The sequence below is a fragment of the Staphylococcus sp. NAM3COL9 genome (assembly GCF_001431205.1).
Classification (GTDB): Bacteria; Bacillota; Bacilli; order Staphylococcales; family Staphylococcaceae; genus Staphylococcus.
The window spans coordinates 386,309-405,185 of sequence record NZ_LGPC01000016.1; the positions used below are offsets into that span (position 1 = coordinate 386,309).

The window sequence follows — 18,877 nt, forward strand, 5'->3', positions numbered from 1 at the left end:
ACAAAGTACAAAACGGTATAGAATAAGAGTATAAACTTATAGAAGGAGCCATTTGTTATGAAGACAATCATTAAAGGGGCCATCGCAGTATTACTGATATTAGGCGTAGTTAAAACATTCCAGGACCATGACGTACAAGCAGAAACAGTGAATTATTATAACCAAGCTAAAAATGGTGAATTGCTTCAAAGTATAGAAAGTGTGAATTTCGATTCATTAAAGCACCTACACTTCGATGACCTTATCCCTTCTGATTTCTTTTAAAGTTTATCAACTTTTTTCTTGGTAATTACAGAATAAACGTTACCATATATGTTGTGTGACAATCTCACCCATTTCCGTATCGCTATTGTAATTGTTTTACCGTATTGACATAAATTTCAACAAATCGATTTTTTAAAATAACGTTCAGACAAAAACAGCGAGACTCCTTTTCAATAGGAGTCTCGCTGTTTTACTTTCTTAATACTCATCTATAAATTTATGTCGTCATATAATCTCCGCCATTGACGTGGATAACTTGGCCAGTAATATACGAACTATCTGCGTACGTTGATAAAAATACATAAGATGGTGCCAGTTCAGCTGGTTGTCCCCTACGTCCCATTGGTGTATCAGAACCTTGATTTTCAACTTTATCTTCTGTGAATGTTGCTGGAATTAATGGTGTATAAATCGGTCCAGGAGCCACTGCATTGACACGAATGCCTTTTTCAATCAACGTAGTAGCCAATGAGCGTGTGAATGCAACAATAGCGCCTTTTGTTGCTGAGTAATCTATGAGATGCCCGGAACCTCTATAAGCTGTCACACTTGTGGTATTAACAATCGCGTCACCATCACTTAAATGTGGTACTGCAGCTTGAGATAAAAACATCATTCCAAAAATATTCGTTTCGAATGTTTCTTTTACTTGTTCTGGTGTGATATCTTCAAAATTGTCTTTTGGAAATTGAACGCCACCATTATTAACTAATATATTTAATCCACCAAAATCATTTACGACTTTTTCAATTAAGTCTTGTGATGATGCAACATCTTTCAAATCATGTGCATAAGCTTTTGCTTTTACACCTAAAGCTTCCAAACGATTTACTACCGCTTCAGCATCTTCATGTTCATCATAATATCCAATCGCAACGTCTGCGCCCTCTTTAGCATATAGTGTTGCCACTGAACGTCCAATACCTGAATCTCCTCCGGTAATCAAAGTGACTTTTCCTTTCAATTTACCACCACTCTTGTAATTTTTCATTTCTGAAAGTGGCTGTGGGCTCATATCTTTTTCAATTCCTGGCTGTCTATCTTGCGTATAGCCTCTAATTTGTTTATGAAATTCAGTTAAGTTCATTTGTATACCTCCATTTTTACTCTTGTTACTTGCTAGATACCACTTCAGAGCATATACAAACATTTTGGTTTTTTAATTAATTTTAGGCAATATAAAATAAATACATTAACAACACACTATAACTGTACCACTATAGTGCGTTGACTGAACTTCAACATTATTAATTTCACTATTTGAATTTAGATAGAATGTTTAATGATTCTACTTGAATGGATAAATGACATAACTGCAAATATGCAATAAACAATTGAATATGCACCCATAACAATATAGACAGGTAACATGTTCGTAGTACTGAGAATCAACATAAATGCCTTAGCTGCAAAATATGCATGTAATAATGACACAACAAGTGGCAGTCCAAAATTAAACATTACTTTAAGTCCTAACCCTTTGAGCATATCACTATGTGTGTATCCAATTTTACGCAATATACGGAAACTTGGTATCTCATCTTCTGTTTCATCCATCTGTTTAATATAGATGATACAACCCGATGCAACTAAAAATGCTAATCCTAAGAATGATGTAACAAATAATAAAATACCTGTAGAGTCATTCAATTCTTGATGTACTAATTTTTGAGGATAGATATCAGGATGAACCGAATGAGCGATTTTATTAGCTTGTTTCCAATTATTTTGATTTTTCAAATCGTAACCATGTTGAGCACGTGTTTCCTCTCCTTGTGGTTTTAATTGATTATATTGCTTTTCACTTATTAGTAATACAGGTGAAGCAAAACTGACATCATTTTTAAAATTCACTTCTTTTTTAGCATCAATCACTTTAAATGTTTGCGCTGGTTTAGTATCTAATTTAATTTTTGTATTTAAATTGAATTTCATGATACTTGCGGATGAAGCCATATTCACCATTTTCGCTTTATGATCCGTAATATCTTTATCATTAAAATATTTATTACTTGTTACAAATATTTTATCAGTTTTACTAAAATTACTACTGTAATCATAAAAATTTTCTTTAGTCACCTTTAATTCAGTAACTTCTTTATATACTTTGTTATAATCTATATCCTTTTGTTTTAATTCATTTTCAAATTGTTGTGCTTGTTTATTTTTTTGAAAATTGAAATCTTGTGGTGAGGATTGCTTCACTGTATCGTCAATCGTTGACTTACTGATTGCACCAAAACACAGTACAGTTACAGTAACAGCAGATATCGTCGCTATTATTGTAAGGGATAGTGCATTTTTCTTCATTCTGTGCATAATTGAAGACGTAAATACTACATCTGTTATAGAAATATTCCCATTTTTCGAACGTTTTAATGTTTTAAAAATCAGCGACACTGAACTTCTAAAGAACAGATATGCACCTACAATCGTTAAAAATAAAATGGCGAATGGTGCGAACATTAATTGTTCTGCGAATTTGTCAAACAGTTCAGTAGACATGTAGTAACCAAAAGCAATCATGGCTATGCCTAAGATGCCTGAGATAACTTCAATAACTGTCATCTTAGATTGAGTTACTTCAGATTTTGTACTATCATTCATCATTGATAATATACTACGCTTACGTAAAAAGATGAAACTTTGGGCCATAATCAATAAGAAAGACACGATAATTAATAATATGGTTTGTATTACAGCAGGAAATTGGAAAGTCAATGATACACTCTTGTCTATAGTTAATACCTTGAGTACAATCATTAAGAGAATTTTCGAACCAAAGACTCCAATAATTATGCCAATCAACCCTGTTATCAAAAACATTGCGGCTTGTTCAATTAATAATATGCGCATAATATTTCTTCGAGTTAAACCGATCAATTGATATAAAGCAAATTCACGTGTCCGTCGTTTTATAAATAATTGATTCGCGTACATTAGAAATATGAGTATGATCGCAAATAAGAAATATGACCCTACTTCAGAGCCCTTCCTAATAATAGACATTGAATTTACATTGTTTATACTCTCTGTATACTTTAATGTAACGAAACTAAAATATAAAACAATACTGACAATCAATGAAAATATATACATCGCGTAATGCCGTATGTTTTGTCTGAAGTTCTTAATTACGATTTGATTAAAACTCATTTGCTACACCACCCAAAGCCGTTTGCATATGAATGATATTTTTGTAAAACGCTTGATTCGAGTCATCACCTTGGTATATTTCAGAATGGACACTACCATCTTTCAACATAATGACACGATTAGAATAACTTGCTGCTACTGGATCATGTGTCACCATTACAATTGTTGCCTCTAAGCTTTCATTCAAATCTTCAAGCCTATTTAAAAGATCCTGTGCGCTTTTTGAATCTAATGCCCCTGTAGGCTCATCAGCAAAAATAATAGCAGGCTTATGTACCGAGGCACGTGCTGCAGCAGTACGCTGTTGTTGCCCTCCAGAAATTTCATTCGGATATTTATGACCCAGTTCATGAATATCTAGCGCTTTTGTTACTTCATTATAATTATTTTCTTTTTCTGCTTTAGACATTTTTTGAATTGATAAAGGAAGCATAATATTTTCTCTTACCGTTAATGTGTGTAAGACACTATAGTTTTGAAAAATAAAACCTATTTCTTTTTTGCGAAAATCTGCTAACGCTTTGTTACTCATTTTATTTATTTTATGACCGTTAATTTCAACTGTGCCACTCGTTATATAATCAATAGAACTAAGGACGTTTAAAAGTGTCGTTTTACCAGAACCTGAAGGCCCCATTATGGTAACAAATTCACCCTTTTCAATTGAAAAATCTATCCCTTTTAATACTTCTTGTTGCTGATGTCTGTTACCGTACTTTTTTGTTAGTCCTTCTACTTTTAATATCGACATGTTTGTTCACTCCTCATCATCTTTTTCTCTATATAACTATCATAGCTAATTATTTTTTTCTTTTCGTTTGTTTTAACTAACAAAAAGCTATTTTAAAATGACAACTTTGTCACTTAAATAAAATTTATTTGATTCTAATTTTTTAAATCCATGCTTCTGTCATATGATATAATAACCTAATTGAATTTTAAATAAGGAGTACAAGAAGATGTTAAATAAACTTAAACGAGAATGGCTCACTGCCCCGGGAGCCAATATTCTAGCTGGTATCCTTGTGGCACTTGCGCTCATTCCTGAAGCCCTCTCATTCTCTATTATTGCCGGCGTAGATCCTATGGTCGGTCTATATTCTTCATTTATTATAGCAGTTGTCATCTCTTTCGTTGGCGGTAGACCAGCAATGATTTCAGCAGCTACAGGCTCTGTTGCCTTAGTCATCGTGCCATTAGTAAAGGATCATGGCGTTCAATATTTACTGGCAGCAACAATCTTAATGGGTGTTATTCAAATTATTTTTGGTGTGTTAAAGGTAGGTCGTTTAATGAAGTTTATCCCAAACTCTGTCATGATTGGCTTTGTTAATGCTTTAGCGATCCTCATTTTTATGACACAAATCAAACATATATTTGGTATATCGATACCTACATATTTATTTGTTATTACTACACTACTAATTATTTACTTATTACCACGAATATTTAATAAAATTCCCGCGCCACTTATCGCAATTATTTTACTTACTATTGTATACTTAGCGACTGGCGCAAAAGTCGAAACTGTTGGTGATTTAGGACAAATCACACGTTCCTTGCCTCAATTTTTCATTCCTGATGTGCCATTTAACTTAGAAACATTACAAATTATTTTGCCTTATTCTTTATCTATGGCAATTGTTGGACTTGTGGAAAGTTTATTAACTGCACGTATCGTAGACCAAGCAACTGATACGTATAGTAGTAAAAATAGAGAATCACGTGGACAAGGTATTGCCAACTTAATTACTGGTTTCTTTGGTGCAATGGGTGGCTGTGCTATGATTGGTCAATCCGTAATTAATGTTCGCTCTGGTGCAACAACGCGTCTTTCTACTTTTACAGCTGGTGTGTTTTTGATTGTGTTAATTATCGTGTTTGGAGATTGGGTGGTTCAAATTCCTATGCCTATATTAGTTGGTATCATGATTATGGTATCTGTAGGAACATTTGATTGGCATTCATTCCAATTTATGAAAAAAGCACCACGTACTGATGCATTAGTCATGGTACTCACTGTAGCTATTGTGCTATTCACGAGTAACCTTGCCCTAGGTGTTATCGTTGGCGTCATTGTAAGTGCCCTTTGTTTTGCTACAAAAATTTCAAATGTTACTGTAGATTACGAAGAAGTCGATGAGACAATTCACTACAAAATCAAAGGTCAAATTTTCTTTGTCTCTATAGATTCTATGATGAATCAACTTGATTTAGAATTACGTTATAAGACCATTTACTTAGATTTTAGTCAAGCTCACTTGTGGGATGATTCCGCAGTGAATGCGATTGATACTTTAATAGAAAACTATCATAAGAAAAAAAACACAATTTATGTACAACACCTCAATAAAGACAGTCGTAAAATTGTTTCAGAATTAAGCAAAGTAAACAAGCAACATCTTTTATAAAATATTAATCTATGAGATTGAAATATCGGTAAGTTTTTAAAACTATGCCCTTATTTCAATCTCTTTTTTTAAACATAAAAATTGACATTTATACCCAGTGGGGGTATATTGAGAATACAGAAATTTAAAAAACTACTCTGCAACACAATGAAAGGAGGTTGTCTTCATGACTGAAAAGAAAAAAACGACTTTAGGTATCACTGGTATGAGTTGTGCTGCATGTGCAAATCGTATAGAGAAAAACTTAAATAAAATAGACAATGTAGACGCAACTGTAAACGTCACAACAGAAAAAGCCACGATTGCTTACAATCCAGAATCAACAACTATAGATATCCTTACACAGACCATTGAAAAAACAGGTTATGGCGTCTTAACCGAAAAAATAGAACTCGATGTTATAGGCATGACCTGTGCCGCATGTTCGAATAGAATTGAAAAAGTATTAAACCGTGACGCTGGCGTTGAACATGCTAATGTCAATTTAACTACTGAAAATGCAACGATTGCTTATAATCCAGAAATGACTTCTATTGATGATTTGATTAAAAAAATTCAAAAAATAGGTTATGATGCAAAACCGAAACAAGCAGCCAGTGAAAAAAGTTCGCAAAAGGAACAAGAGTTAAAACACAAACGTACTAAACTTATTATTTCAGCAATTTTAGCAGCACCCTTATTACTTACAATGTTTGTGCACCTTTTCGGTATGCAAATCCCTTATATCTTTATGAACCCATGGTTTCAATTTGCATTAGCAACACCCGTTCAATTTATTATCGGTTGGCAATTTTACGTAGGTGCCTATAAAAATTTACGCAATGGCTCTGCCAACATGGATGTGCTTGTCGCCTTAGGTACAAGTGCTGCATACTTCTATAGTTTATATGAAATGATAAAATGGCTAAGCCTTACAAATTATACGCCGCATCTATATTTTGAAACGAGTGCAGTGCTAATTACACTGATTCTCTTCGGAAAATATTTAGAAACACGCGCAAAAACACAAACTACGAATGCTTTAAGTGAATTGCTCAACCTTCAAGCAAAAGAAGCACGTGTGTTACGTAATCAAGAAGAGCTAATGATTCCATTAAGTGAGGTTGTACAAGGCGATTATCTTGTCATTAAACCTGGTGAGAAAATACCTGTAGACGGTAAAGTCATTAAAGGAACCACTTCTATAGATGAATCTATGTTAACTGGTGAATCTATTCCCATTGAGAAAGTTCAAAATGATAACGTCATCGGTTCTACAATGAATAAAAATGGTTCTATTACAGTAGAAGCAACTAAAGTTGGCAAAGATACAGCGCTCGCTTCAATTATTAAAGTTGTAGAAGAAGCACAAGGATCTAAAGCACCTATTCAACGTCTTGCTGACATTATTTCTGGCTATTTTGTGCCGATTGTAGTTGCCATTGCTTTACTCACATTTATTGTATGGATTACACTTGTACAAACAGGACAATTCGAACCTGCATTAGTTGCTGCAATCGCAGTACTCGTAATCGCCTGCCCTTGTGCACTTGGATTAGCTACGCCTACTTCTATTATGGTAGGTACTGGAAAAGCTGCGGAGAATGGTATTCTTTTTAAAGGTGGCGAACATATTGAACGTACACACCAAGTCAATACTGTTGTATTAGATAAGACAGGTACAATTACAAATGGTAAACCTATAGTCACTGATTTCGATGGTGATGATGAAGTGTTACAACTACTCGCCAGTGCAGAAAAAGGTTCTGAACATCCTTTAGCTGAATCTATTGTGAATTACGCTAAACAGAATCATATACCATTTTTAGAAGTAACACATTTCGAAGCAATACCAGGCCATGGTATAAAAGCGACAATTGACGGTAAATCATTACACGTTGGTAATCGCAAATTTATGACAGAACAAGATATTGCAATAAACAGTGCAGAAACACAATTATCACATTTTGAACAAGATGGAAAAACAGCAATGATGATTGCCATAGATAGCAAATTAAAAGGGACGATCGCTGTTGCAGATACTGTTAAATCTTCAACAAGTGAAGCAATTCAGCAACTTCATGATTTAGATATTGAAGTCGTGATGCTCACTGGAGATAACGAACGTACCGCACAAGCTATTGCAAAACAGGTAGGTATCGATACAATAATCGCCGAAGTACTACCTGAAGAAAAAGCCTCAAAAATTGTAGAGCTACAAGCTCAAGGCAAGACAGTAGCCATGGTTGGTGATGGTGTCAATGATGCACCAGCACTTGTACAAGCAGACATTGGGATTGCAATTGGTACAGGTACAGAAGTTGCCATAGAAGCTGCTGACGTTACAATCCTTGGTGGCGACTTATTATTAATTCCGAAAGCCATGAAGGCCAGTAAAGCAACGATACGCAATATACGTCAAAACTTATTCTGGGCATTTGGTTACAATGTAGCTGGTATACCGATTGCAGCATTGGGATTACTCGCACCATGGGTTGCTGGAGCTGCAATGGCATTAAGCTCTGTAAGTGTCGTCACTAATGCATTGAGACTTAAACGCATGAAATTATAATTCATTTTTGAAATAATCATGATAAAGGCATTTATTATTTTAAGGAGGTGATTTGTATGACTACAGAAACAATTAAAGTAGAAGGCATGAGTTGTGAGCACTGTAAACAAGCAGTAGAGTCAGCACTTACTAACCTTGATGGTGTTACCACAGCAGATGTTAGCCTTGAAGAAAATAACGTTAAAGTAGATTATGATGACAGTAAAGTCGAGATGTCTCATATGAAAGAAGCAATCGAAGACCAAGGTTATGATATAAAATAAGTAAATAGAACACAAATATAGTGGACGCTTCATCTCTGATGCGCCCACTATATTATTTTTATCTTAATTTTAATATTGAGTTAAAACCACTTTACAAATTATTAACACGAAGCCCTGTATCACCTGTACTCAATACTTCTACTGTTGCATCTAGTGCATCCACAATTAAATTTTCAACTGCTGCATCTGTATAAAATGCTATATGAGGAGACACAATAACATCTTGACGTTCAATCAATTGAGTTAAAATATCATCTTTCAGTTCATTGCCTCTTTGATCACTCGGGAACAATCCTTTCTCACCCTCATAAGTATCAAGCGCTGCACCTTTTAACATTCCATTATCCAACGATTCTATAAGTGCGCTTGTCTTTACAATCGTACCACGTGCACAGTTGATAAACACAGCGCCCTTCTTAAATGCTTTAAATAACGCTTCATCAAATAAATAATCATTTTCTTTGCTAGCTGGAATGTGCACAGTGACAATGTCTGCATCTTTTACAGCTTCAATCACACTATCTTTATAAGTTAAATATGTTTTACATGCTTCATTCGGTTCAATATCATATGCCACAACTTCAGCGTCAAACCCTTGAGCAAAAATTTTCCCTACAATAGAACCAATCCGTCCCGTGCCGATTACGCCAACTTTCAAATTTCTAATAGAACGTGATAATATTGGTGGCTGCCATCTAAAATCGTAAATTGCTGTTTTTTGTTGGATATCATTATAATTACGAATTAAGTTAAGTGCTTGAGACACTGTATATTCTGCAATTGAATGTGGTGAATATGAAGGTACGTTTGAAATAATCAAATTATATTTTCGAGCTAAATCTATATCATAAATATCAAAACCTGCACTTCGTTGCGCAATTTGTTTAATGCCAAAATCATGTAATTTTTTGTATACTGCTTCATCTAATGGAATTTGCTGTGATAAAGATAAACCATCAAATCCTTCTACACGACCCACTGTATCTAAAGTAAGTAAATCTTTATCTAAATCGACCTCTACTTTGTTTTTTGTTGCCCATGCTTCTATGTATGGAATATCTTCTTCACGCACGCCAAAAATCTTGATACTTGTCATCTGAATTCCTCCTACTTTTTTATTGATAAAGAGATTTAAGCGATTGAATACGCTCTGCTGCTTCCATCAATGCTTGATCATCAAGCGCCAATGAAATACGTACATAGTTACGCCCGTGTTCACCAAAAGGTATGCCAGGTGCAACAAGTATAGATTTGTGTTGTAATAAATATTCAACAAACGCTTCGCCATCGTATTCAAATGGTGTTTTCAACCATAAGAAAATGCCGCCCTTCATTGGTTCAAAAGGTATATCTACGTCTTTTAGTTTTGCTTCAAATTGGTTTCTACGTCTTTTAAATGTTTCATTTTGTTCTTCTAAAAAATCATCATAATGATTCAGTGCGTATGTAGCTGCATCTTGTAACGCACCGAACATACCAGCGTGCGTATGTGATTGGTATTTCTTTAAGGCTTGTATCATGTCTTTATTCCCTACAGCAAAGCCCACTCTGAATCCTGACATGTTATACCCTTTAGATAATGAAAAAATTTCTACTCCTAAATCTTTCGCACCTTCAGATTGAAGCAAACTTGGATTTTTACCATCAAAACCAAATGCACTATATGCAAAATCATGAACAATTTTAGTTTTAGTATTTTCAAATTTTGCGACAGCTTCATCAAATACAGCCTTTGTAGCCACTGAACCAGTTGGATTATTAGGATATGTTAAATAAACTAGACGTGTATTAGCTAACACATCTTTATCCACTTTATTCCATTCAGGTAAATAATATGGCGGTTTAAGTACCAATCGCTCAGGTTGCGCATCTGCTAACATTACCCCTGCCAAATAATCCGTATAGCCAGGATCTGGTAGCAATACATGTTCTCCCGGATTAACAATACATGTTGGGAGAGCTACTAAACCATTCTTCGTTCCATATAAAATACAAACTTCATCTTCTTTATCTAACTCTACTTGGTACTGTCTTTCATAAAAATCTACAATTGCTTGTTTCAAACTATCTTTACCATGAAATGCTACATACTTCTGATTCTCAGGAAAACGTATCGCATCAGCGAAACAATCAATAATACCTTTTGGCGTTTCGCCATCAGGGATACCGACTGCCATATTGATTAATGATAAAGGCCCGTGTTCAACCTTTTGTCCCATCGTTTTACCAAAATAACTATCAGGAATTTGTGCTAATCTATCTGAATTTGACATTAAAAGTCCTCCTATATAAAAAACTATATACCCAATGAAGTGGCATATAGTTTTCACATGTCACCTATCTATCAAGTCATGTAACTTGTTGGAAGTAGCACAGTACTTACGACATAAGTCTGCTGCTGAAGTCTCATAGGGCCAAATCCCTCAACTTCTCTGGATAAGTTTTTATTTATTTAATTAGTTTTAATTTTATCAGAATATTCACCCTTGTCAATAAACTTTGAAGTATATAAAAAAAGAGCGACTCTTATGAGTCACTCTCTTAATTTATATCACTAAATTTTATGATTTAGTAATTTGAATCCTACCACCAGTTATTTTGAGAACGGAATGATAATGCTTCATCAACTGAACCATAACGTTGTTCAGCATAGTTAATCATACCTTTTGTTTGTGTAGCTACTGAACCAGTACCCCATGACTCTTTAGTTTGACCTAAACCACTGTAACCTAATGAGTTAACAGCATTTGGGTTACCACTTGATTCAGGTAATACAATAGTATTCCACATAGCTTCTGTACCACCAGCAGCTAAGAATTGAGCTTTAACTGATCCACCTGTTGAAGCAGCTGAAGTTTTTGCAGCTTCGTAAGTTTTAGTTGCTGCACTTGTTTGTGTAGTTTCAACTTTTGTAGTAGTTGAAGCTTTAGGAGCTGCAACTGGTTTTACATCAACATTACTTGATTGTTGTTGCGTACTTACTTCGCTTGCTGATTTTTCATTAGTGTTAGCCGTTGCTTGTTCGCTAACGTCTTGAGTTGTGTTTGTTGTAGTTACGTTAGAAGATGCAGTTTGAGCACCTGCTACATCATATTCCCATGACCAAGTTTGACCGTCTGAAGTGAAAGTATATTCATAACCGCCTACTACGAAATCATAGTTGTACGCACCAGCGTGTAATGGTTTTTCATTTAATTCTGCAGCACTACTTTGTGCTAATTCAGCTAAATGCCCTTTGTCGATGTTTTCTTCTGAAGCGTGAGCTTGATTGTTGTCTGCTGTTGCTGCGTATCCTGTTACACCTAATGCTACTGCTAATGATGATGCTAAAATTGTCTTCTTCATGATTAAAAAATCCTCCATTTAAATCTTTTTAAGTAAAATTATATTTTCGTTAATTAAATTATCCTATGTGCTTCAAGCAATTAATTTTTATGTGTTATTTTTTCGCCACAAATAATATACCATAAATTTCGACTCATTATATTACACTAAGATAACAAAACGTTACAGATAAAGCTTCTCTTTGTAATATTGAAATATAATCGTTTTGTTTTGTCACGCTCTAAACAAATAAAATATACTTTTCATATACCTCTAAATGTTATTATATTGCGCTTCATATCGATTTTTATAAAAATTTTTTATATAGTCTGAAATATTACAAACTGTCTATTGTTACCAAACTGTAAAATTAAAATTCGACATAAAAATTATAATTTTGGACGAAACTTGCAATGAATTTTATCAAAATATAAAAAGGCCACTATTATGTGGCCTTTTAGATTATCTGAATGTATTTTCAAAAAACCAATTTGAATACTAATTTATTACAAATCATCTCTCATTTCATATTCAAAACATATAACATCTTATGCTAAGAATTTATAGATATTACTATCATATAGTTTTAATACTTTCATATAGAAAGTATTAATTAAGTAACCCATAATAAATGGAACTACAAAGAATGCAATAAATACAAATAATAAATTCATTAATATTGAGTCTTCCATAAATTTAAAAGCACTAATTGGGCCTACAAGTCCGATAATACCAAATCCAGCAGATTCTTTTGTACCTTCTATACCAATGAGTCCACCTACAAATCCTGTGATAAGTGCGTTTGTAAAAATTGGTAATAAAATAATAGGATGTCTTATCATATTCGGTATCATCATTTTAACACCACCTAGGAAAATCGTAATCGGCACGCCTGCTCTATTCATCTTCATTGTTCCTGCAACAAGTACACCTTCACACGCTACGATACCAAGCGAAGCAGAACCTGCTGCTAGACCACTTATACCTATGGCTAGCGCTGTGGCCACGGTGGATATTGGTGAAATAATTATGAAACTGAATGCAAGTGCAATAAGCATAGACATTAATATAGGTTGTAATTCTGTAAATGAATTCACTAGATTACCTATACCTGTAGTAATCATTTGTATGTATGGCAATATGAGAATGCCTATAAAAGCAGCCAAGCCTCCAACAATTGTTGGTAAAATAATTAACGTTAAACTACCAAAACGTTCTCCTACTATTAATATAAAAAACACTGCAATTGCTGCAGTAATCATTGTATTGATTAAATCCCCAACGCCTACAAGCATCCATATCCCATCTTTGAATTGTGCAACCCCACTACCAACAAATGCCGAACTTGCAACTACTGCTGTAGCTAACGGCGTTAGATTGAAGCGCATTGCGATCAATGCTCCTACAAGAAGTGGTACTGTAAATTGTATACTTTCTACTACTTGTAACATGGTTTCGAATATTGGATGCTTTGGTGAAAGAAATTTAAAAAGTTCACCTAAAATTGCATTTGGAATCAGACCTGCAACAATCGCTATTGCTACACCTGATAATACATTGTTTATAAATTGTTTCGGACTGATTTTCATCATAGAAGTTCCTCCTAAGCTGTAATAATTACTAATATATCATATTATCATAATTTTCAGAATATTTATTCCGTATTTAACTTTTTATAATAATCTAGTAAAACAGCAAATAAAAAAGCCAACAGATAACGATTAAGTAATCTATCAGCTACTTATTTTGAGTCTAATGGTTTTTAGTTTCTTCCATTAATTCAGAAGTTATTACGAGACCTTGTGTTTCAGTTTCAAAAAATTCCAGCTTTTGCAGTTTATTATTTTCTGGTAATAAGCGATCAAATTGTTCCCAAATCCAAAAAGCGATATTTTCAGCAGTTGTATTCATATCCGGCAACGTTTCATTCACTAATTTCCCGTCTAAATAAGGTGCAATTTCCTTTTTATATAACTTATCAACTTCGTTAAAATCTATTGCTAGACCGTAATCATCAATTGCGGATAAAATTTCAATGTTAAATTTGTATAAATGATGCTCTAAATCTTTGTGGAATTTTTCAGTGAAATAAATGCGATTGTCACATGTAAATTCATAATAGTTTTTTATACATACATCGTTATCTCTATATTTGAATTGTTGAGGTAGTTGCACATTATCGAAATTTGTCATTAAAGTCACTCCCTTTTTTCTCTTTGTATCTTTATACCCTTTCTCATTCTTCTATAATTATAGTGTTTATGTTTTTCTATATTCATTATAGGTAATTTAGTATTGTAAGAGGGTTTTTATTTATAGAAAGGATGAATCATATGACTATTCATATTCAAAGAATTTATGATAAAGAACAAAAAGATGGTAAACGTATACTTGTAGACCGAGTTTGGCCAAGAGGTGTGTCTAAAGAGGATGTAAATTTAGATCATTGGTTGAAAGAAATTGCGCCTACATCTGAGTTAAGAAAATGGTTCGATCATGATCCTAAATTGTACGCTGCTTTTAAAGAAAAATATGAAAAAGAGTTACGTGAAAATGATACTCAGCAAGAAGCATTTAATGAACTCAAAGAAATCATATCTCATACTAAAAAAAATATTATTTTACTATTTGCAGCTAAAGATGAAGCACATAACCAAGCTGTCGTACTTCAAGACTTGTTAAAATAAGGTGGTGTTAGAAATGACCACATGGCATATTCATGTACAAGATGACTGTGTTCAACAATTAATTAAAAAAGATGCAACATTAGCATTACTTATTAAAAATATTGGCAATCTCCAAATCAATATTCGTCCTAACCCATTAAAATCTTTAATTCGCTCTATAATAGGACAACAAATTACAGTAAAAGTGGCCGTATCTATTTTCAAACAGCTAACTGATACCGTCAATGATGAATGGACAGTTGATAAACTGTCTGAAATTGAAGATACTCAAATGAAATCCTTTGGTTTATCTAAATCTAAAATTAATTATATTCATAATTTGGTAACACATATACAACATGGAAAACTAGACCTAGACAATTTACACAAGTTAAGCAACGATGAAGTTATTCGTACATTAACTGAAGTGAAAGGTATTGGGCAATGGACTGCTGAAGTTTTTTTATTATTTACATTACAGCGTCTAGATGTTGTCCCTGTAAATGATGTTGGTCTACAAAGGTCAGCGCAATGGTTGTACGATACAACTAAAGAGCAACGAAAAGCACAGCTTTCCTTATGTTCTGAACGTTGGGAGCATTGTGCCTCTATTGGTTCATTCTATTTGTGGGAAGCGATACACCAAAATTATTTAGCTTATGATTCCATACATGACATCAATGATTAATATATAGACACAGGAGTGGAACAGAAGTCTGATTTTCATATCATGATCATCCATTAATTGAACTCATATCAACGTAAATGCATATAAAATAAAACACATCTATAATAAAACACACCAAATGCTTTTATAGCATTTGGTGTGTTTACGTTCTGAGAGCGTTACTGTGCAATCCATTTAAACTAATAACTTGATCATTTCCATTTTAAAAAAGAGATATTTGTATTCAAACTTTTTTATATTATTTCTTATATAAACTTTTTTCGCCATCAGGCAAATTTTCTACAAATGATTTAGGATCTTCAGCATACGTATTACCTACGCCACTATGCATTCTTTGGAAGTGAAGATGAGCACCTGTAGTTTGTTCACCAGTATTTCCTGAAAGTGCAACGACATCGCCAGCTTGCACTTCGTCACCTACTTCAACCTTAAACTCATTTAAATGCATATACCACTGATGGTACTGACCATTTGACTCCGAAATTTGTAAGACTTTCCCACCTAATTCGTTATTAAATATACGTGTTACCGTACCATCTGAGGCAGCTTTTATAGGCGTGTCTTCTGGCAAATGATAATCTATACCATAATGTTTGCCATCAAAATTACTTCTCTTGTATTCACCAAATGTTTCTGTTTCTCTACTTCCATCAAACAACATATTAAACGAGTTACCACCATCTTCATCAGTCTCGTTGCTACTTTCTTCAGTAAAAGTTTTATTCAGGCTGTCTTGAATGACGTCTATGTTAATAATGAGTAGTGTTAACGGAACTATTATTATAATAAGTAAGACAGTTGTTTTTATCGTGTTTTTCACTATTCAAATCACCTTTAATATATTTAAGTTATGATATATTAGTATACTTTTTATAGTTTTGATACGCTAATCATACAGCTTGAAAACGACTCATACTTTAGTTTGATATCAAAAAAAGTCATCATATATCGTTTATACAATGACTTTTTCATTAATCTTATTTTAAGTTATATTTCTTCGACATTAAAATAATATATATTTTTAAGAACTATAACTTCGAAGCATGTTTTCCATAAGTTTCCACACACGTTCTACATCAACTGCAGTAGCAAAATAAGCGTTTTTTTCTTTATGCGTAATATCATTTAAATCGACTGACATCGTCCCATATGTAAGCGAACTTTGGTATTCAATATCTATGTTTGTATGCTGCATCGTAAATAAGTCTGGTTGTAATAAATACAAGATAGTACACGCATCATGTATTGGGCCGCCATCCATATTAAAATGTGTTTTATAAGTTGATTTGAAAAACTCCAAAAGTTCAACGACGAATCTAGCAATTTGATTGTCGATACGCTTAAATCGGTTAATCACTTCATCTGTTGCCAATACTTGATGTGTAACATCTAGTCCAAATACATTAATCGTCACTCCACTATCAAAGACACGTTTAGCCGCTTCAGCATCTACCCAAATATTGAATTCCGCGTTTGGCGTCCAATTCCCGAACGTGCCACCTCCCATGATTGTTATAGAATCGACATTTTGCGTGATACTTGGATCTTTAATTAATGCAGTTGCTATGTTCGTTAATGGTCCTGTAGCAATAATAGTAACTGGTTCTTTGCTTTGCTTTAATGTTTCGATAATGACATCAGAAGCATGGCGTTGTGTTGGTTTAAGTGATGGCACTTCAGGTAATTTCGGACCATCCAAACCAGTATCACCATGAATTTGCGAGGCAAATGAAGCAGGATTAATTAGAGGTCGTGTTGCACCAACTGACACATTGATATCTCCTCTACCCATAACTTCAAGCACATTCAATGCGTTCTTCGTGTTTTTTTCAACAGATTGATTACCTGCCACTGTAGTTACTGCTAATACTTCAAGTGAACTGTTTTTTGCACCAGCTAAAATTAAAGCAATTGCGTCATCATGTCCTGGATCACAATCCATAATAATTTTTTTACCCATTTGCTTCACTCCAATCATAAAATTCACATGTCATGTGCTTTTCAAAATTAAAAGTTAAAATTATGAGGCAGCATGTTTTTTGTATTGTTTATACATTAATGCAAGTACAACTAACCATAACGGTGTAAAGATAACACCTATTCGTGTCTCAGAATTCACAAATAATATCCCGAAAATAAATACAAAGAATACAATAATGCAAATCGACATGATTTTGCCACCTGGCATTCTATATTTACTCTGTTTATGTAAATCAGGTCGCGATTTCGTATATCTAAAATAAGCAATCATTATAAGTGTCCAAATCAATATATTTAACACTGTAGAAACAGTACTAATATAAACAAACACAGTTGTCGCATTTGGTATAAAATAATTCAATAGCACCGCGAACAATAGCAATGCACAAGTTACTAATATGGCTGTTACGGGTACACCATTACGATTAGTTACTTGAAATTTGGGTGGTGCTTGCTTTCTGTCTGCTAAACCAAACAACGTTCTACTATTAGCAAATATCCCACTATTACAAGCCGATGCCGCTGCAGTTAATACAACAAAGTTAATAATGCCTGCTGCGAACGGAATACCTACTAATGCAAACACTTTAACAAATGGACTACTACTAGCATCTAATTCATTCCAAGGTATAATCGAAATAATTACCGCAATCGCACCAATATAAAATATTAATATTCTGAATGGTACATTGTTAATCGCTTGTGGTATCGTTTTATGCGGGTTTTTGGTTTCCCCTGCTGTAATACCAATCATTTCAATACCAAGGAAAGAAAAAATAGCCATTTGGAATGACATCAAGAATCCCGACATACCATTTGGGAAAATGCCACCATTACTATAAATATTAGAAATACTCGCATGACCGAATGGCGTTTTATAAGCCATTATAATCATTGCGATACCTACAATAATCAATGCAATTATTGTAACAACTTTAATAATTGCAAACCAAAATTCTAATTCACCAAATAACTTCGTGCTTAATAAGTTAAATGACATTAATAACAATATACAGGCAAGTGCAGATAACCAGTTCGGAATTTCTGGATTCCAAAATGATACATACTTTGCAACCGCCGTTACTTCTGCCATACCTGAAATAATCCAGGTCAACCAATATGTCCATCCAGTTATAAAACCTGCTAACGGACCAACATATTCGTGTGTAATATCAGCAAATGAATTAAATTCAGTATTCGATAGTAACATTTCGCCCATTGCTCTCATGAACATAAACAATACAAAACCAACAATGATGTATGTAAGTAAAATTGAAGGGCCTGCTAAATGAATTGATTGTCCTGCACCTAAAAATAGGCCTGTCCCAATCGCGCCACCTATTGCAATTAATTGTATGTGCCTATTGCTAAGTTCTCTTTTTAATCTCTCTGCCATAATTCCTAACCCCTTAATTCGAAATTTCCGTACATTTATATCATACTATTTTTCATAGATATGAGTTATAAATCAAAAATTCACTTTCTTAATCCCACTCTTGTAAAGATACATTAGCATCTCATGTATGTATGCGCTTACAAATAAAAAGAAAAATGCACTTATTTATCCATATTCC

General features: G+C 33.8%; 17 protein-coding genes and 1 riboswitch. Of the genes, 6 read left to right on the forward strand and 11 right to left on the reverse strand.

Features of this window, described 5'->3' with window-relative positions; all coding sequences use genetic code 11:
* Positions 1-57 precede the first annotated feature (57 nt).
* Positions 58-264, forward strand: a complete 207-nt coding sequence (locus ACA31_RS11465) for a hypothetical protein (protein WP_057513449.1) — start codon at positions 58-60, stop codon at positions 262-264.
* Between the two features lie 217 nt (positions 265-481).
* On the opposite strand, the gene ACA31_RS11470 is transcribed toward ACA31_RS11465, so the two are convergent.
* The 3 genes from ACA31_RS11470 to ACA31_RS11480 all read right to left on the reverse strand — a co-directional run bounded on the left by ACA31_RS11470 (position 482) and on the right by ACA31_RS11480 (position 4,171).
* The gene (locus tag ACA31_RS11470) at positions 482-1,351 is read right to left on the reverse strand and encodes an SDR family oxidoreductase (protein WP_057513450.1); all 870 of its coding nucleotides are present in this window, start codon (positions 1,349-1,351) and stop codon (positions 482-484) included.
* 179 nt (positions 1,352-1,530) lie between these two features.
* Complete coding sequence (locus ACA31_RS11475; RefSeq protein WP_057513451.1) at positions 1,531-3,420, reverse strand: FtsX-like permease family protein; 1,890 nt, start codon at positions 3,418-3,420, stop codon at positions 1,531-1,533.
* On the reverse strand, positions 3,410-4,171 hold the full coding sequence (locus ACA31_RS11480) for an ABC transporter ATP-binding protein (protein WP_057513452.1): 762 nt from the start codon (positions 4,169-4,171) through the stop codon (positions 3,410-3,412). The genes ACA31_RS11475 and ACA31_RS11480 overlap by 11 nt, the downstream gene beginning before the upstream one ends.
* Positions 4,172-4,379: 208 nt before the next feature.
* Between ACA31_RS11480 and ACA31_RS11485 the strand changes: the two genes are divergently transcribed.
* The 3 genes from ACA31_RS11485 to copZ all read left to right on the forward strand — a co-directional run bounded on the left by ACA31_RS11485 (position 4,380) and on the right by copZ (position 8,645).
* Positions 4,380-5,831 carry a SulP family inorganic anion transporter gene (locus ACA31_RS11485; protein WP_057513453.1) on the forward strand — a complete coding sequence of 484 codons (1,452 nt, stop codon included), beginning with the start codon at positions 4,380-4,382 and terminating at the stop codon, positions 5,829-5,831.
* A 166-nt stretch (positions 5,832-5,997) separates the two neighbouring features.
* Positions 5,998-8,382 (forward strand): heavy metal translocating P-type ATPase, encoded by a 2,385-nt coding sequence (locus ACA31_RS11490; RefSeq protein WP_057513454.1) that lies wholly within the window; start codon positions 5,998-6,000, stop codon positions 8,380-8,382.
* 56 nt (positions 8,383-8,438) lie between these two features.
* Positions 8,439-8,645: a copper chaperone CopZ gene (gene copZ / locus ACA31_RS11495; protein WP_057513455.1), complete on the forward strand. Its 207-nt coding sequence runs from the start codon at positions 8,439-8,441 to the stop codon at positions 8,643-8,645.
* 91 nt (positions 8,646-8,736) lie between these two features.
* On the opposite strand, the gene ACA31_RS11500 is transcribed toward copZ, so the two are convergent.
* The 5 genes from ACA31_RS11500 to ACA31_RS11520 all read right to left on the reverse strand — a co-directional run bounded on the left by ACA31_RS11500 (position 8,737) and on the right by ACA31_RS11520 (position 14,162).
* The gene (locus tag ACA31_RS11500; RefSeq protein ID WP_057513456.1) at positions 8,737-9,741 is read right to left on the reverse strand and encodes a D-lactate dehydrogenase; all 1,005 of its coding nucleotides are present in this window, start codon (positions 9,739-9,741) and stop codon (positions 8,737-8,739) included.
* A 19-nt stretch (positions 9,742-9,760) separates the two neighbouring features.
* The gene (locus ACA31_RS11505) at positions 9,761-10,918 is read right to left on the reverse strand and encodes an aminotransferase class I/II-fold pyridoxal phosphate-dependent enzyme (protein WP_057513457.1); all 1,158 of its coding nucleotides are present in this window, start codon (positions 10,916-10,918) and stop codon (positions 9,761-9,763) included.
* 61 nt (positions 10,919-10,979) lie between these two features.
* Positions 10,980-11,088: riboswitch (SAM riboswitch) on the reverse strand.
* Between the two features lie 140 nt (positions 11,089-11,228).
* Complete coding sequence (locus ACA31_RS11510) at positions 11,229-11,990, reverse strand: hypothetical protein (protein ID WP_057513458.1); 762 nt, start codon at positions 11,988-11,990, stop codon at positions 11,229-11,231.
* Between the two features lie 527 nt (positions 11,991-12,517).
* Entirely contained in the window at positions 12,518-13,561 is a 1,044-nt protein-coding gene (locus ACA31_RS11515) for a PTS transporter subunit IIC (protein ID WP_057513459.1), read from the reverse strand.
* A gap of 160 nt (positions 13,562-13,721) precedes the next feature.
* Complete coding sequence (locus ACA31_RS11520; protein ID WP_057513460.1) at positions 13,722-14,162, reverse strand: 6-pyruvoyl trahydropterin synthase family protein; 441 nt, start codon at positions 14,160-14,162, stop codon at positions 13,722-13,724.
* Between the two features lie 140 nt (positions 14,163-14,302).
* On the opposite strand from ACA31_RS11520, the gene ACA31_RS11525 reads away from it, so the two are divergent.
* Positions 14,303-14,656 (forward strand): DUF488 domain-containing protein, encoded by a 354-nt coding sequence (locus ACA31_RS11525; RefSeq protein ID WP_057513461.1) that lies wholly within the window; start codon positions 14,303-14,305, stop codon positions 14,654-14,656.
* Positions 14,657-14,669: 13 nt separating this feature from the next.
* The gene (locus tag ACA31_RS11530) at positions 14,670-15,323 is read left to right on the forward strand and encodes a DNA-3-methyladenine glycosylase family protein (protein WP_057513462.1); all 654 of its coding nucleotides are present in this window, start codon (positions 14,670-14,672) and stop codon (positions 15,321-15,323) included.
* A gap of 238 nt (positions 15,324-15,561) precedes the next feature.
* Here ACA31_RS11530 and ACA31_RS11535 read toward each other — a convergent pair whose 3' ends face one another.
* From ACA31_RS11535 to ACA31_RS11545, 3 genes are all read right to left on the reverse strand, one after another.
* A complete protein-coding gene (locus ACA31_RS11535; RefSeq protein ID WP_057513463.1) occupies positions 15,562-16,143 on the reverse strand; it encodes a M23 family metallopeptidase in 582 nt (193 codons plus the stop codon).
* A gap of 201 nt (positions 16,144-16,344) precedes the next feature.
* The gene (locus tag ACA31_RS11540) at positions 16,345-17,283 is read right to left on the reverse strand and encodes a nucleoside hydrolase (RefSeq protein WP_057513464.1); all 939 of its coding nucleotides are present in this window, start codon (positions 17,281-17,283) and stop codon (positions 16,345-16,347) included.
* Between the two features lie 60 nt (positions 17,284-17,343).
* On the reverse strand, positions 17,344-18,699 hold the full coding sequence (locus tag ACA31_RS11545; protein ID WP_057513465.1) for an amino acid permease: 1,356 nt from the start codon (positions 18,697-18,699) through the stop codon (positions 17,344-17,346).
* Between the last annotated feature and the right edge of the window lie 178 nt (positions 18,700-18,877).

Excerpts from the sequence above, each read along its gene's own strand:
- ACA31_RS11530 (WP_057513462.1), top strand. The coding sequence starts at position 14,670 with ATGACCACATGGCATATTCATGTACAAGATGACTGTGTTCAACAATTA.
- ACA31_RS11480 (WP_057513452.1), bottom strand. The coding sequence starts at position 4,171 with ATGTCGATATTAAAAGTAGAAGGACTAACAAAAAAGTACGGTAACAGA.
- copZ (WP_057513455.1), top strand. The coding sequence starts at position 8,439 with ATGACTACAGAAACAATTAAAGTAGAAGGCATGAGTTGTGAGCACTGT.
- ACA31_RS11520 (WP_057513460.1), bottom strand. The coding sequence starts at position 14,162 with ATGACAAATTTCGATAATGTGCAACTACCTCAACAATTCAAATATAGA.
- ACA31_RS11465 (WP_057513449.1), top strand. The coding sequence starts at position 58 with ATGAAGACAATCATTAAAGGGGCCATCGCAGTATTACTGATATTAGGC.
- ACA31_RS11500 (WP_057513456.1), bottom strand. The coding sequence starts at position 9,741 with ATGACAAGTATCAAGATTTTTGGCGTGCGTGAAGAAGATATTCCATAC.
- ACA31_RS11515 (WP_057513459.1), bottom strand. The coding sequence starts at position 13,561 with ATGATGAAAATCAGTCCGAAACAATTTATAAACAATGTATTATCAGGT.
- ACA31_RS11475 (WP_057513451.1), bottom strand. The coding sequence starts at position 3,420 with ATGAGTTTTAATCAAATCGTAATTAAGAACTTCAGACAAAACATACGG.
- ACA31_RS11540 (WP_057513464.1), bottom strand. The coding sequence starts at position 17,283 with ATGGGTAAAAAAATTATTATGGATTGTGATCCAGGACATGATGACGCA.
- ACA31_RS11490 (WP_057513454.1), top strand. The coding sequence starts at position 5,998 with ATGACTGAAAAGAAAAAAACGACTTTAGGTATCACTGGTATGAGTTGT.
- ACA31_RS11510 (WP_057513458.1), bottom strand. The coding sequence starts at position 11,990 with ATGAAGAAGACAATTTTAGCATCATCATTAGCAGTAGCATTAGGTGTA.
- ACA31_RS11505 (WP_057513457.1), bottom strand. The coding sequence starts at position 10,918 with ATGTCAAATTCAGATAGATTAGCACAAATTCCTGATAGTTATTTTGGT.
- ACA31_RS11525 (WP_057513461.1), top strand. The coding sequence starts at position 14,303 with ATGACTATTCATATTCAAAGAATTTATGATAAAGAACAAAAAGATGGT.
- ACA31_RS11485 (WP_057513453.1), top strand. The coding sequence starts at position 4,380 with ATGTTAAATAAACTTAAACGAGAATGGCTCACTGCCCCGGGAGCCAAT.
- ACA31_RS11545 (WP_057513465.1), bottom strand. The coding sequence starts at position 18,699 with ATGGCAGAGAGATTAAAAAGAGAACTTAGCAATAGGCACATACAATTA.
- ACA31_RS11470 (WP_057513450.1), bottom strand. The coding sequence starts at position 1,351 with ATGAACTTAACTGAATTTCATAAACAAATTAGAGGCTATACGCAAGAT.